11 protein-coding genes are annotated in these 13,806 nt (G+C 60.5%); 5 read left to right on the top strand and 6 right to left on the bottom strand.

Annotated elements, in window-relative coordinates; genetic code table 11:
* The first annotated feature begins 91 nt into the window (after nt 1-91).
* From HJO_RS05890 to HJO_RS05875, 4 genes are all read left to right on the top strand, one after another.
* Complete coding sequence (locus HJO_RS05890; RefSeq protein ID WP_035614903.1) at nt 92-823, top strand: SapC family protein; 732 nt, start codon at nt 92-94, stop codon at nt 821-823.
* A gap of 25 nt (nt 824-848) precedes the next feature.
* Entirely contained in the window at nt 849-1,880 is a 1,032-nt protein-coding gene (locus HJO_RS05885) for a cupin-like domain-containing protein (RefSeq protein ID WP_035614901.1), read from the top strand.
* Nucleotides 1,881-1,902: 22 nt separating this feature from the next.
* Entirely contained in the window at nt 1,903-3,396 is a 1,494-nt protein-coding gene (locus HJO_RS05880) for a tryptophan halogenase family protein (RefSeq protein ID WP_156945433.1), read from the top strand.
* Nucleotides 3,397-3,606: 210 nt separating this feature from the next.
* Complete coding sequence (locus HJO_RS05875) at nt 3,607-3,846, top strand: DUF2188 domain-containing protein (RefSeq protein WP_035614894.1); 240 nt, start codon at nt 3,607-3,609, stop codon at nt 3,844-3,846.
* An 82-nt stretch (nt 3,847-3,928) separates the two neighbouring features.
* Here the strand turns inward: HJO_RS05875 and HJO_RS05870 are convergent, their stop codons facing one another.
* The 4 genes from HJO_RS05870 to xylB form a co-directional block, all read right to left on the bottom strand.
* A complete protein-coding gene (locus HJO_RS05870) occupies nt 3,929-5,863 on the bottom strand; it encodes a sialate O-acetylesterase (protein WP_051618326.1) in 1,935 nt (644 codons plus the stop codon).
* A 109-nt stretch (nt 5,864-5,972) separates the two neighbouring features.
* A complete protein-coding gene (gene fsa / locus HJO_RS05865) occupies nt 5,973-6,623 on the bottom strand; it encodes a fructose-6-phosphate aldolase (RefSeq protein WP_035614892.1) in 651 nt (216 codons plus the stop codon).
* A gap of 10 nt (nt 6,624-6,633) precedes the next feature.
* Nucleotides 6,634-7,977, bottom strand: a complete 1,344-nt coding sequence (xylA, locus tag HJO_RS05860) for a xylose isomerase (RefSeq protein ID WP_051618325.1) — start codon at nt 7,975-7,977, stop codon at nt 6,634-6,636.
* Nucleotides 7,970-9,433, bottom strand: coding sequence for a xylulokinase (gene xylB, locus HJO_RS05855; protein WP_035614889.1), 1,464 nt, complete (start codon nt 9,431-9,433; stop codon nt 7,970-7,972). Before xylB ends, xylA begins: the two co-directional genes overlap by 8 nt.
* Nucleotides 9,434-9,753: 320 nt before the next feature.
* Here xylB and HJO_RS05850 point away from each other — a divergent pair, with 320 nt between their 5' ends.
* A complete protein-coding gene (locus tag HJO_RS05850) occupies nt 9,754-11,178 on the top strand; it encodes a sugar porter family MFS transporter (protein WP_035614886.1) in 1,425 nt (474 codons plus the stop codon).
* Nucleotides 11,179-11,339: 161 nt separating this feature from the next.
* On the opposite strand, the gene HJO_RS05845 is transcribed toward HJO_RS05850, so the two are convergent.
* Both HJO_RS05845 and HJO_RS05840 read right to left on the bottom strand, forming a co-directional pair.
* Complete coding sequence (locus HJO_RS05845) at nt 11,340-12,371, bottom strand: LacI family DNA-binding transcriptional regulator (RefSeq protein ID WP_051618324.1); 1,032 nt, start codon at nt 12,369-12,371, stop codon at nt 11,340-11,342.
* Between the two features lie 135 nt (nt 12,372-12,506).
* Complete coding sequence (locus HJO_RS05840) at nt 12,507-13,652, bottom strand: endo-1,4-beta-xylanase (protein ID WP_035614881.1); 1,146 nt, start codon at nt 13,650-13,652, stop codon at nt 12,507-12,509.
* Nucleotides 13,653-13,806 lie beyond the last annotated feature (154 nt).

Here is a 13,806-nt window from a genome sequence, read left to right as displayed (position 1 = left end):
TTGATAACGATAAACTGGAAAAGGCCGCTCATCGCAGCGGCCTTTTTCGACACGGCCGCCCCGCCGGAACGCCAGGACCGAAAGGCGCAGAATGACCAATACGGTACTCCTCAACAATATTGACCACCAGGACCTGAAAGTCCTCACCGGCCATGGCACAGACTATGGCGACCAGCTCAACCAGACGGTGGTGTTTCCGACGGAATACGCAGAAGTGCAGCGCGAATACCCCATCCTCTTCCGCAAGGATGATGCTGGCGCCTTCTATTCGGTTGCCCTGCTGGGGCTCGACAAGGGCGAAAACCTGTTCCTCGACGAAAGCGGCTGGCAGGGCCGGTACGTGCCGGCTATCCACCAGCGCGGCCCATTCATCATCGGTTTCCAGGACCAGGAAATCGACGGCGAAACCCGCCGCGAACCCGTCATCTATGTCGACCTCGACAATCCCCGCGTCAGCCGGACCCAGGGCCAGCCCCTGTTCCTGAAGCATGGCGGCAACACACCCTATCTCCAGCATGTCAGCCATGTGCTGCGCGTCATCAACAAGGGCGCCGAAATCGCCGCGCCGATGTTTGCGGCGTTCGAGCAGGCAGACCTGATCGAACCTGCCTCGCTGGACATCCGGCTCGATGAACACACCGTCTACACGGTGCCTGACGTCTATTCTATCAATGAAGACAAGCTTGCCGCGCTCGAGGGCCCTGCGCTGACCAGCCTGCACAGGGCCGGTTACCTGCGTGCCGCCTATCTCGTTCTTGCATCCCTGCCGAATGTCAGCAGGCTGATAGCGCTCAAGAACGCCAGACGCGCGACAGGCGCGTAGCTTTCGCAGGGAACGTCATCAGCTCATGGTCGAAGTGCAACGAAAGACACGAGTGATCGAAGGCCTCGCGCCCGATGCCATTCCCTATGGCGACCTGATGCGCGCAGAAGTGCCAACGATCCTGAAGGGCGTCGCAAGGGACTGGCCGCTCGTGCGGGAAGGTCGCGTCTCGCCGCAGGCAGCAATGGCCCATCTCGCATCCTTCTATCAGGGACGCCCGGTTGTCGGTTATACATGCGCGCCCGAGATACAGGGCCGCTACTTCTACAATGAAGACGGCACGGGCCTGAATTTCGAGCGGGGCAGGGTCCAGCTCACCGATTATCTTGACCGGATCCGCGAACATCTCGGCGATCCTGCTGCGCCTTCCTATTATATCGGCTCAACAGACGCAGACCTCTACCTGCCGGGCTTTCGTGCGCAGAACGACCTCGTGCTGAACGACGACATGTTCGCGCGCAACCCGCCGGTCGTCGGTGTCTGGATCGGCAACCGGACCACCGCCACCGCGCATTATGACATGTCGAACAATATCGCCTGCTGCCTTGTCGGACAGCGGCGGTTCACCCTGTTTCCGCCCGAGCAGGTGGCCAACCTCTATCCTGGTCCGCTCGAGCCGACACCCGGCGGGCAGGTCGTCAGCATGGTCAACTTCCGGGATCCGGACCTTGAGCGCCATCCGCGGTTCCGCGACGCGCTCGAGACTGCCGAAGTCGCGGACCTCGAACCCGGCGACGCGCTCTTCTATCCGGCGCTCTGGTGGCACCATGTCGAAGCGCTCAGCGATTTCAACACGATGATGAATTACTGGTGGAATACCTCGCCAGCCTATATCGACACGCCCCAGAATACACTGCTGCACGGCCTTCTCAGCCTGCGCGACCGGCCTGAACAGGAAAAGCGCGCCTGGAAGGCCCTGTTCGATTATTACGTCTTCGGCCCGGCAGGGCAGGCAGGCGCGCATCTGCCAGACCACATGCAGGGCGATCTTGCGCCCATGGACGAGCAGCGCGCCCGGCGCCTGCGCGCGAAACTGCTGCAGCGCCTCAATCGGTAACAAGATGGAAAAGGAGCCCGCCGTGAATGATCAGGTTGTGAAGAAGGTCGTTATTGCCGGCGGAGGCACGGCGGGCTGGATCGTCGCGGCGGCGCTTTCCCGCCAGCTCGGTCCCCTCATCGACATCACGCTTGTGGAGTCGGATGATATCGGCACCGTCGGCGTCGGCGAGTCGACGATCCCGACGCATCGCACCTTTCATCACCTGCTTGGCATTGACGAGCGTGAATTCATGCGCGCCACGCAGGCAACGTTCAAGCTCGGGATATCCTTCGAAGGCTGGGGCGAGATCGGCGATCACTATTTCCACTCCTTCGGCATGGTCGGGAAATCGACATGGATGGCTGACTTCCACCATATCTGGCTTCAGGCCCGCGAGATGGGGCTGGCTGGCGAACTTGGCGACTATTGCCTGGAACTGAAGGCTGCACAGGCCGGCAAATTCGCCACGTCGGAAAAATCTCAGATCAATTTCGCCTATCATCTCGATGCCGGCGTCTATGCCGGATTCCTCCGCAAATTGGCCGAAGCCTATGGCACGAAGCGTATCGAGGGCCTGATCGAAACGGTCGAGCAGGACGGCGAGACCGGCAACATCACGACGCTTGTCCTGCGGTCGGGCGAGCGGATTGACGGCGATCTGTTCATTGATTGCACGGGATTCCGCGCCATGCTCATCGGAAAGACGCTGAACACGGGCTTCGAGGACTGGACTCAGTGGCTGCCAACCGACCGCGCCCTTGCGGTGCAGACTGAATCAACCGGCCCCGCGTTGCCCTATACCCGTGCCATCGCGCATGATGCCGGCTGGCGCTGGCGCATTCCGCTGCAACACCGCGTCGGGAATGGGCTCGTCTATTGTGGGGAAAACCTGTCCGACGACGAGGCGCGTGCGCGCCTGTTGGCCGAACTGGACAGCGAGCCACTTACCGAGCCGCGCCTGATCCGCTACCGGACCGGGCGCCGCGACAACATCTGGGTCAAGAACTGCGTATCGATCGGGCTGTCGAGCGGGTTTGTCGAACCCCTGGAATCTACCTCGATCCACCTGATCCAGATCCACGCCATGCGCCTTGTCCAGATGTTCCCGTTCCATGGCATCAGCGAAGCGCTCTCGCGGCGCTACAACCATCTCGCGCGCATCGAACTTGAGCAGATCCGCGATTTCATCGTGCTGCACTACAAGTTGACGGAACGCACCGACAGCGTGTTCTGGCGTGACCGTGCGGCGATGCCCATTCCGGATTCGCTACGCAACCGGATCGAACTCTTCCGTGATACCGGCCTGATCCACCAGGAAAAATCAGAGCTCTTCCAGGTCGATTCATGGTTACAGGTGATGATGGGCCAACGGCTTCAGCCGCAGGGACGCCACCATCTCGGTCGCCTCATGTCGACCGAACAGATGCAGATCGCCCTGAACGGCCTGCGCGCCAATGTCGCAAGAGGCGTTGATCGCATGCCGCTGCACCAGGATTTCCTGAACAGCTACCTGGGCGAGCCTGTAGGGGCGTGAGGTGCCCGCCGCCGGCCATGTCAGGGCCTGCGGATTCCCAGACCGTTCACGCCGTGCGCTGATCTGCCTCCAGCGCTGCGCCCTTGTAGGCAATGGTGCACGGCCCAATATGCAACCCACGACGCATGCAAACACGTACCCGGCCCCGGGTGTCCGACGAGGATCCCTGGCGTGACGTATCAATACCAAATCGCAGGGAAGAGAAGCACCATGGAAAAGATCGTCTATCATGTCGTCCGTCATGGAGATGGCTGGGTCTACAAGCTCGGAGACACCCTGTCGGAAGAGTTCAGGACTCATGATGCAGCGCGTGCAGCAGCCCTGTCCGCGGCGCGCCGGCAGAACCTTCCCGGCAAGGATGCGCACATCACCTGGGAGGATGAAGCGGGCAAATGGCACACAGAATATGCCCATGGCGAAGACCGGCCCCAGACCGACGTGGACGGCTAGGCCTCTCTTCCCACCCAATCAGGCACTTTTGCCGGACACTGAAAGCAGGCTCCGGGCGGGTGTGCAGGCACTCGCAGACCCGCTAGTCGAGCGCCATGCGGAACGGGCTCACCGGAACATCGTCATTGGAAAAGAGGTTGCAGATCGGGGCGTCGCCCCAGCAATACCGGACATCGGCTGCTGGCACCCCGGCCGGTACGGTGACGGTGATCAGCGCGCCGTCCAGGCTGGCATCTGCCCACGCGCAATCGCCGGACTTGCTGCAGACCTGGAACGCGATCGGCCTGGCGGCCCCGATGACTTTCAACTGATCGTTCGGCATTTCGAGCAGGATGGCGTCGCCATTTCGCTGCGCCCGGACAGGCGCGATGCCGTCAGGAAAGCCCGTGTCCCGGCCGGTCAGAATGGCCAGCACCTTGGTCACACGCTCTGCCACGACCGCTTTGTTCGCCGGGTGGATATCGGTCCGCTCGCCGGCATCCATGGTGACGGCGAGGCCGGTTCTCGGATCATCCGCCGCGACCCGTCGTTGGGCTTCGCGCACGTCCGACCATCCCGATGGCCCGGGCTTGTCCGGCATCGCGCCATAGCCCGGCAACTGCACGATGACGACCGGAAGGTCCGCGCCAAAGTCCTTGCGCCAGCTGGCGATCAGCTGCTCGAGCAAGGGCTGGTATTGGGTGCCGCGATCCGCGTTGCTTTCCCCCTGGTACCAGAGGGCGGCATGAAGCGGATACCCGGCCAGCGGCGAAATCATGGCATTGTGGATCGTGGTATAGCCGCCGACTGTCTCCCAGGGTGGCTGCGGCCCTCCGGCCTTGTCCTCGCTGACAACCCGGTACGTCCAGTCTGATCCCAGCGGAATGGTCTCGGTCGACCCAAGGTGCAGGGCGACTGCATCATTGGGGCCGAGCATCCCGCCCATACCGTAAGTGTTGCGGACATTGACAATGATCGTGTTCTCGCCCCGCTTGAGGAAGCCAGCTGGCACGGCATAGGTTCTCGGATCCGTCCAGCTGGACGTCGAGCCCAGGAAGTGACCATTGATCCAGGTTGCATCTGTATCGTCAAACAGCCCCAGCGACAGGCTTGCGCCGTCCTGCGCCTGCTTCCGGGAGAGTGTGAATGTCTTCCCGAACCACACCCGGCCAAGGTGATCGGCCGTGGTAGGATCGCCATAGGCTTTCCAGTCGGTCATGATGTCCGGCGCCGTCTTCCAGCCCGGCCCGGTCGCCGGGCCGGCCCAGGTCTCGTCGCCGTCATAGGCGCCGCGCCACCAGGTCTGCCACTGCGCTCCATAGGCCCTCATCGCGGCCTTGGGGTCGCTTGCGTAGAGCGCGAGCTGGCTCAACTGGTCTGTGAAAGTGCCCAGGTCCTCAAGGTCGGCCGCCGAAAGCCATGCCTCGATCTGCGAGCCGCCCCAGGAGGAATCGATCAGCCCCACGGGAACACCGCTCGCCTCCTGAACCGCGAGCCCGGTGGCCAGGCAGACAGCCGAAAAGTCCCTGATGGGGTCGGCCTCGGCCTTTGTCCAAACCGCGCCTGTCGGCAGCTGGCGCTGCTCGCTGATGCTGGAGACGTGAGGGATCGTCAACAAACGAAGGGCTGGATTGATCGATTCTGAAATGATCCGGTCTGGGTTCAGTGCCCGATAGACCGGAAACTCCATGTTCGATTGGCCTGAACACAGGATGACATCACCAACAAGAATGTCGTGAAGGACCAGCCCACCATCTGAATCGCTGATCGCCAGGTCGTAGGGCCCTCCCGCCGGAAGCGGCGCAAGCCCGGCCTGCCAGGCGCCTGAGGCATCTGCTGTCGTGGAGATTTCGGTATCCCCGAACGTCACCGATACCGGCGACCCCGCAGTCGCCGTTCCCGCCAGCGGGATTTCAGATCCGCGCTGCAGGACGGCGAAATCCGTAACCGGCCCGTCCAGCTGCGGAATGGCAAGCGCAGACGGCATCAGGGTCATCACTGCAGCGAAAAGCACGGACAGTCGGATATCGAACTTCATCTCGGTAGTCTTCCGTTTTCAAAATGCGCCACCCGGCAAGTGGGCCGGGTGGCCAAGTTCGCTGCGGCCCAGGAGGTACGGGATATGCAGCTGGTACACCGGGGTTCTCCTAGATCGTGATGCCTGCTGATTTTGCGTCAGCCAGGAAGGTCTTGAGGCCGTTGTCTGTCAGGACATGATTGGCAAGCGCGCTGATGACCGGTGGCGGAGCTGTAATGACGTCGGCGCCGATGAGCGCGCAGTCCTTTACATGCAGCGGGCTGCGGATCGACGCCGCGAGGATCTTCGTTTCGAACTGGTAATTGTCATAGATCGTTCGGATGTTGCTTATCAGATCGACGCCGTCGATATGAATGTCATCAAGCCGGCCGATGAACGGCGAAATATAGGTCGCGCCCGCCTTGGCGGCGAGCAAGGCCTGGTTGGCTGAAAAGCAGAGCGTGACGTTGGTCGCAATGCCCTCGCCGGACAGGGTCTTGCAGACCTGCAGACCAGCCAGTGTCAGGGGCAGTTTGACGACCACATTCGGGGCAATCCCCGCCAGCGTCCGGCCTTGTTGCAGCATGCCTTCGGCATCGACCGAGATGACCTCGGCGCTCACCGGGCCATCAACCAGGGCGCAGATCTCGGCGATCAGCTCCTTGAAATCACGGCCCACTTTCTTGACCAGGCTTGGATTGGTCGTGACGCCGTCCACCAGGCCCAGCGCATTCAGCTCCGCAATGGCTTCGAGGTCAGCCGTATCAACAAAGAATTCCATCGCCTGCGTCCTATTTCAAGCTGCGGGCGACGAGGTTTTCGAGATATTCCTGGTGCCCTGAACTGTGCGTCCCGTTCAATCCGGCTGTCGCTGCCTGATCCGCGATCGAGGCCAGCGACGCCTGGTCTGACGTCATATTCTGGCCGAGGGGACCGTCCCATCCGGCATAGCGCTTCTGTTTCATCTCACTGATCTGGCCACGCTCGACCAGGTCGGCAGCCGCCAGGAGGGCGCGGGCGAGGGCATCCGCGCCGCCGATGTGACCGTAGAACAGGTCGACCGGTTCGCTGCTCTGGCGCCGGACCTTGGCGTCGAAATTGAAACCGCCTGTATCAAGCCCGCCAGACGGCAGCAATTCGAGCAGCGCCAGTGTGATATCCCGACTGTCGAGATTGAACTGGTCAGTGTCCCAGCCGTTCTGGTAGTTGCCGCTATTGATGTCGATCGACCCCATCATGCCGAGAGAGACGGCCGTGGCAACTTCATGCGCGAAGCTGTGTCCCGACAAGGTCGCGTGGTTCGGTTCGATATTGACGTGCACTTCACCCAGCAGGTCGAACCGCGAGAGGAAGCCGTAGATCGTCGCAGTGTCGAAATCATACTGGTGGTACATTGGTTCGTGCGGCTTCGGCTCGATCAGGATCTTCCCGGTGAACCCGATCTTGTGCTTGTGCTCGACCACCATGGACAGGAAGCGTCCGAAATTCTCAAGCTCGCGATTGAGGTCGGTATTGAGCAAAGTGTCATAGCCTTCGCGGCCTCCCCACAGCACATAGTTCGAACCGCCAAGACGGTGCGTCGCCTCGAGGCAATCCCGGATTTGCCGGATCGCGCAGGCGGCGACTTCCGGGTCGGGATTGGTCAGGCCGCCGGCGGCATAGCGCGGGTGGCTGAAAAGGTTTGCCGTGCCCCACAGCAGCTTGGTGCCGGTTTCTTCCTGGTAGGCGGCGAGATTGTCGCTGGAGCGCTTGAAGTTGTTCGACAGCGCATCGGGCGTGTCGGAGGCTTCCGTCACATCGACATCGTGGAAGCAATAATAGGGGAGGCCAAGCTTGCTGAAGAAATCGAAGGCGGCGGCCATTTTCAGGTCCGCAGCTGCGCGGTCATTGGCACCGCCGTGCCACGGGCGGTCGAACGTGCCTGCGCCGAAAATATCGAACCCGTCCCAGCAGAACGAATGCCAGTAGCAGACAGCCATGCGGAGATGGTCTTCCATCCGCTTTCCAAGGACGATCTGGTCCTTGTTGTAGTAGCGATACGCGAGCTGGTTCTCGGTATCCGGCCCTTCGAATTTGATCGGCGCGATATCTGAAAATATCGAACGTGTACTCAATGATGTATTAGTGTCAGCCATTCGAAGCTCCTGTGAATTCGGGTGAAAGCGCCTTGTAAAGGCGTGAAAATTTCTCGCGTTTGACGTCGAGAAGATCCATGTCGGCGTCGTGCGGTTCGATCACGTTCGTCGTCGCGGGGGCGGCGAATGCGTCTTCAAACGAACCGCCCGCCTGGGAGTAGCGGGCGAGCCGCGCAGCGCCGAGCGCCGGGCCGTTGGCGGCCCCGTCGCGATAGAACAATGGCCGCTTCAGAACAGCGGCCAGAATGCGTCCCCAATAGGCTGATTGTGACCCGCCGCCGATGACGGAGATCGACCGGATGTCGATACCGCCGGCGAGCAGCGCGTCCAGGCCATCGCCCATGCCGAACGCGACTCCCTCAAGGACGGCCTGCGCGATCTGCGCCGTGCCTGTGTCATGACTCAGACCGAACAGGACGCCGCTCGCATAAGGATTGTTATGCGGCGTTCGCTCACCTGACAGGTAGGGGAGGAAGACCTCCTGGCAGGCGAGCGTTCCGTCCCGTTCGGCCTTTTCGATTAGCTGTTCGGCATTCTTCGTGCCGGTTGCGCGGCAGGCCCAGTCCAGGCAGCTCGCTGCGCTGAGCATGACTGACATCAGGTGCCACCGGTCCGGCAGCGCATGACAGAATGCGTGTGCGGCAGAGCCGGGATTTGACCTGAAAGTATTGCCGGCAACAAAAATGACACCCGAGGTTCCGAGCGACAGGAGGGCATCGCCTTCATCAACCACGCCGGCACCGACAGCGCCCGCCGCATTGTCCCCACCGCCTGCGACAACAGGCACGCGGTCCATGCCCCATGCTTCGGCAGCTTCCTGGCGCAGGACGCCTGTCGGCTCCGTGCCTTCGTACAGGGTTGGCATCTGCTCTTCGGACAATCCGCACGCTTGCAGCAGGGGCGCGTGCCAACGCCGGTTTGCGACATCCATCCACAACGTCCCGGCAGAGTCGGACATGTCGGATGCAACATCGCCGGTCATGCGCAAGCGGACATAATCCTTTGGCAGCAGCACCTTGTGGATTTTTGCGAAGATGTCCGGTTCGTGGTGCCGCACCCATTCCAGTTTCGGTGCGGTAAAGCCGGGCATCACAAGATTGCCGCCCTTGCTGACGAATTCCGGCTCGCGTTCCTGCAGTTCGGCACTTTCGGCGACGCTGCGTCCGTCATTCCAGAGAATCGCCGGCCTGAGCGGCGAGAGCGCCTTGTCGAGCAGGGTTGCGCCGTGCATCTGCCCCGAGAGGCCGACGGCCTTGACCCGGTGGCGCTTGTTCACATCGAGACTGGCCACGGCCATGTTGGTCGCGGTCCACCAGTCTGCCGGCTTTTGCTCGGACCAAAGCGGCTTCGGTCGCGAAATTGGGATGTCGGCACTGCTCGTATCGACCACCGCGCCGGCGTCGTCGAGCAGGAGCGCCTTCACACTGGAAGTGCCGATATCGATTCCCAAAAACACTGATCAAATTCCCTTTGAGCGCCGTCGAGGCCGCGCGCAATTTAATTATTGCTTGTTGATACCGCTAACATCTGAGGTATATTCCGACAAGAGTGGAGCGCACGTTTTCTCCCCTGCACGGCTCAAAAAAATTGATCACGCTGGAGTTGTGAATGCGGTACGCGCTGTGAGACGGTCAGATGTTCCACCAAGGCGAAATCGCTTTGAGCTTTGAGTGGGGTAGGTTAGCGTTGCAATGATAGCCCTAACATTTTAGGGTTCGATCTGAAGCAGAGATGATCAGGCGGAGCTAAATCCACCGATCGAAAAGGGGAGGCGAAATGACCGATACCACATCTATGTCCGGCAAGTCCGAAGGGGACTTTGCATTCGTGATACTCATCAGTTGCGTGGCGACGATCGGAGGGTTTCTCTTCGGCTTCGACAGCGGCGTTATCAACGGAACCGTAGACGGCCTGAGGGTTGCCTTCCATTCCGAAGAAATCGGGACCGGGCTGAATGTTGCGTCCATGCTGCTTGGCTGTGCGGTCGGTGCGGCACTTGCGGGACGCCTGTCGGACCTGTTCGGACGGCGCACGATGATGATCGCTGCAGCGTGCTTCTTCATAGTCAGCGCCTGGGGTTCGGGCGTTGCCGGCAGTTCACCGGAATTCATCGTGTACCGTGTCATCGGTGGCCTGGCCGTTGGCGCCGCAAGCGTGATGTCGCCAGCCTATATTTCCGAGATTGCTCCGGCCAAGTATCGCGGCCGCCTTTCGTCGATCCAGCAGGTTGCCATCATCAGCGGCTTGTTCATCGCGTTCCTCAGCAATTATCTCATCGCCGGGGCCGCCGGATCGTCACTCAACGAGTGGCTTTTCGGATTCGAGGCCTGGCGCTGGATGTTCTGGATCGAACTTCTGCCGGCAACATTTTTTCTGGTCGCGCTGTTGTTCATTCCCGAGAGCCCGCGGTTTCTCGTGGTCAAGGGCAGCATGGCAAAAGCCGAGAGCGTGCTGGCGCGCATCAGTGGTAACCGGCGTGCGCAGGAAAAGGTTGGCGAGATCGAACATTCTCTTGCCGCCGATCATCACAAGCCGAAATTGTCGGACGTGCTTGCAAAGGGCACGGTTCTCCGGCCGATTGTCTGGATCGGCATCGGTTTGGCGACCTTTCAGCAACTCGTCGGCATCAACGTCGTGTTCTACTATGGCGCTGTGCTCTGGCAGGCCGTTGGCTTCTCTGAAGGGGACGCCCTGCTGATCAACGTGATTTCCGGCGCGGTATCCATCATCGCGGTGATCATCGCCCTTGCGCTGATCGACCGGATCGGACGCAAGCCGCTCCTGTTTGTCGGTTCGATCGGCATGGCAGTGACCCTGGCCATTCTGGTTTTCTGCTTCTCGCAGGCCCGGGTCGTGGACGAGCATGTGATCCTGCCGGGCAGTATCGGATTGATCGCACTGTTGGCCGCGAATGCCTATGTGGCCTTCTTCAATGGGTCGTGGGGCCCCGTCATGTGGGTGTCGCTGGGCGAAATGTTCCCCAACCAAATCAGGGGATCCGGGCTCGCTGTGGCAGGGTTCTTCCAGTGGATTGCGAACTTCCTGATCACATGGACGTTCCCGATGATGCTCGGCAGCGCCGCGATCGGGTTGGCGGGTGCCTATGGCATCTACGCCGTGTTTGCATTCATCTCGATATTCTTCGTTGTCTGGGCGGTTCGAGAGACGAAGGGCAAGGAACTGGAAGAAATGCTGAACTAGGACGCGTCCGATCGATGCGAAAAGCGGCAGGTGGTTTACCGCCTGCTGCTTTTTTATTCGAAAGATATCGTTGGATATGAAACGAACGATCCCGATGGCGCGTCGTTCTTGCCTCGCGGCCCGCGAGGAAATGACCTGAAACGGCCCGTGTGGCGGCGCGCTCAGCTGCGCTTCACGAGGCTTTCCCGTTCGATGATCTGGATCGTGTCGATGGTCACATGCGCCGGTTCGCCGTCCCACGCACTGCTCGTGATGTCGGAGATCATGTCGACAGCTGTTTGCGCCATTTCGGCGATGGGCTGCTTCACGGTGGTCAGGCGCGGCCAAATCGCCGCCGCGATCGCCGTATCGTCGAAACCGACGATCGACAGTTCGGACGGCACCTTTACGCCGCGTCGCTGGGCCCCGGCGATCACGCCAGCCGCCATGTCATCATTGCTCGCGAAGATGGCAGTTGGAGGCGTCTTGAGTTCCAGCACGTCGTTGGCGAGGTCCATCCCCGATTTGAAGGTGAAATCCCCGTCAAAGATCAGGCTCTTGTCCACTGGAATGTCATGCGCCTTGAGCGCATTTTCATAACCGATCTGGCGCTGGCGGGCGGATGGATGCTCGAGCGGGCCCCGGATGAACCCGATCCGGCTGTGGCCGTTCTCGATCAGCAATTCCGTCATCAGGAAGGCCGCGGCGACGTCGTCAAATGCGACGCTTGAATGGTTGGAACCGGGGTCGCGATAGCTCAGCGCGACGACCGGAATCCCCATGTCTTGCATCAGTTTCAGCAGGGTCCGGTTGTTGCTCAGGGGCGGCGCCAGGATCAGGCCATCCAGCCGGATGGAACTCAGCCGCCCGATGATGACCGAATTGTCGAGGTCGCCCTCGATATCCGACAAGTCTTCGATGACCAGGTGGTGCCCGAGATCACGGCACTGCTTCAATGCACTGACAAGGAGGGCGCTCAGGTAACTCGGGCTGGGGTTGTAGTAGGCGAGACCAATCAGTTTGGATTTTCCGCCGGCCAGGCCGCGTGCCATGAGGTTTGGACGATAATTGAGCGCTGCAATCGCAGCTTCCACACGCAATCGCGTGGATTCCTTGACCAGTTTCTGCTTGTTCAGGACCCGGGAAACGGTCATCTGCGAGACGCCGGCGGCTTCTGCTACTTCCTTGATCGTAATCGGTTGCCGCTTGTTCACTGATATCCCGTCCGCTCACTGGCAATTAATATAGGTTTCAGCGTCTAACTATCCAAAGACAGGGTTGGCAAGGGCGTTCACCCAGCAATTGAGGAACTTTGCCGCCGGTGACCGCAATGGGGGCACGATGCACTACTATGGCGCCATTGGTTGGCGATACGCCGCTGCGTTGAATGCGTCCGCAAGTGCCCGGCGCATGGATTTGGCCTTGTAATCACTGTCGTAGACGGTGGGGCGCTTCTCGACATCGTCGGTTCGCGGAAGGAAGGTCTGTAACCAGTTCTGGTCGTCCACCATGCCCCACACGAGGACTTCCTTGAGTTGCGGATAGGCCAGCATCAGATCGAAATAGTCGCGTGTATAGCTCGCGATCAGCGCATCACGATAAGCAATATCCGGTTTAAGACGGGTATCGTTCACGTCAAACTCCGTGATGTAGATGTCCAGGCCCATTCCGACCACTTCGTCGCAGAAAGCGACCCAGTCGCGCTGTCTGGCTCGCGTGAACTCATTCGGCATTTCATAATTGGAGTGGCTTTGCAGTCCGAGGCCATCAATCGGAACACCACGTGCCTTCAATCGCTCGAGAAATCTCAGCACGCCCGTGCGATGTGCGGCGCTCGTCGATTCCCAGCTCATGAAGTCATTATATGTTAGGGTTGCATCTGGAGCGTGCGCCTTTGCAACGTGGAACGCATGGTCGATCAGTTGCTCGCCCATTTTGGCGCTGAGCGATGTCTGGCGGAATTCACCGGTCTCATCATCGATCGCCTCGTTGACCACGTCCCAAGCGTAGATGGCCGGAGCGTACCGGTCCACGATGAGCGAGATTTTCTGTTCCACGAAATCGGCCGTTTCGGATGCGCTTGAAAACTCCAGTGCATTGACCCATTCCGGAGACCACATCTCCCTGTGCCACAGGAGCGTATGGCCGCGCATCGTCAGGCCGTTCTCGCCAGCGAAGGTAGCGAGCCGGTCTGCCGGCGCAAAATTGACCGTGTCCGGATCAGGAAAGATCGTGTACCATTTGTGCTCGTTCTCGGCGACCATCGTGCCACATTCAAACAGCATGATCTCACGATACTTCGCATCGTCCAGCTGGCCCGACGACATCGCGGATCCGAAGCGGAGGCCTTTTTCGCTGGCGAGCGTGCGCAGCGGAGGTCCGAGCGGCATGTCGCCGTCTGGGGTGGTCGCCGCGTTCACGCAACCGGCCAACCCGAGAGCGGCCGATCCACCTCCTGCAAGCGCAAGGCATTCCCGTCGCGAAAGCTGGTTCATGTTGCTCCTCCCTGTTTTCTAGCCGGGGCTTCTGGCGTTGACCCCGTGCCATGGATTCCGATATGGTAACGCTACCACCATCATGGATCGAGCGTCCATAGGCCTAACGATCGCTCCGGATAAAACTGACGCAATGCAAGCGAGGGAGTAGGCC

The organism is Hyphomonas johnsonii MHS-2, from assembly GCF_000685275.1.
GTDB classification, from domain to species: domain Bacteria; phylum Pseudomonadota; class Alphaproteobacteria; order Caulobacterales; family Hyphomonadaceae; genus Hyphomonas; species Hyphomonas johnsonii.
This window is presented reverse-complemented; position numbering and strand designations above follow the sequence as displayed.

Excerpts from the sequence above, each read along its gene's own strand:
- HJO_RS05890 (WP_035614903.1), top strand. The coding sequence starts at position 92 with ATGACCAATACGGTACTCCTCAACAATATTGACCACCAGGACCTGAAA.
- HJO_RS05885 (WP_035614901.1), top strand. The coding sequence starts at position 849 with ATGGTCGAAGTGCAACGAAAGACACGAGTGATCGAAGGCCTCGCGCCC.
- HJO_RS05875 (WP_035614894.1), top strand. The coding sequence starts at position 3,607 with ATGGAAAAGATCGTCTATCATGTCGTCCGTCATGGAGATGGCTGGGTC.
- HJO_RS05870 (WP_051618326.1), bottom strand. The coding sequence starts at position 5,863 with ATGAAGTTCGATATCCGACTGTCCGTGCTTTTCGCTGCAGTGATGACC.
- fsa (WP_035614892.1), bottom strand. The coding sequence starts at position 6,623 with ATGGAATTCTTTGTTGATACGGCTGACCTCGAAGCCATTGCGGAGCTG.
- xylA (WP_051618325.1), bottom strand. The coding sequence starts at position 7,977 with ATGGCTGACACTAATACATCATTGAGTACACGTTCGATATTTTCAGAT.
- HJO_RS05850 (WP_035614886.1), top strand. The coding sequence starts at position 9,754 with ATGACCGATACCACATCTATGTCCGGCAAGTCCGAAGGGGACTTTGCA.
- HJO_RS05840 (WP_035614881.1), bottom strand. The coding sequence starts at position 13,652 with ATGAACCAGCTTTCGCGACGGGAATGCCTTGCGCTTGCAGGAGGTGGA.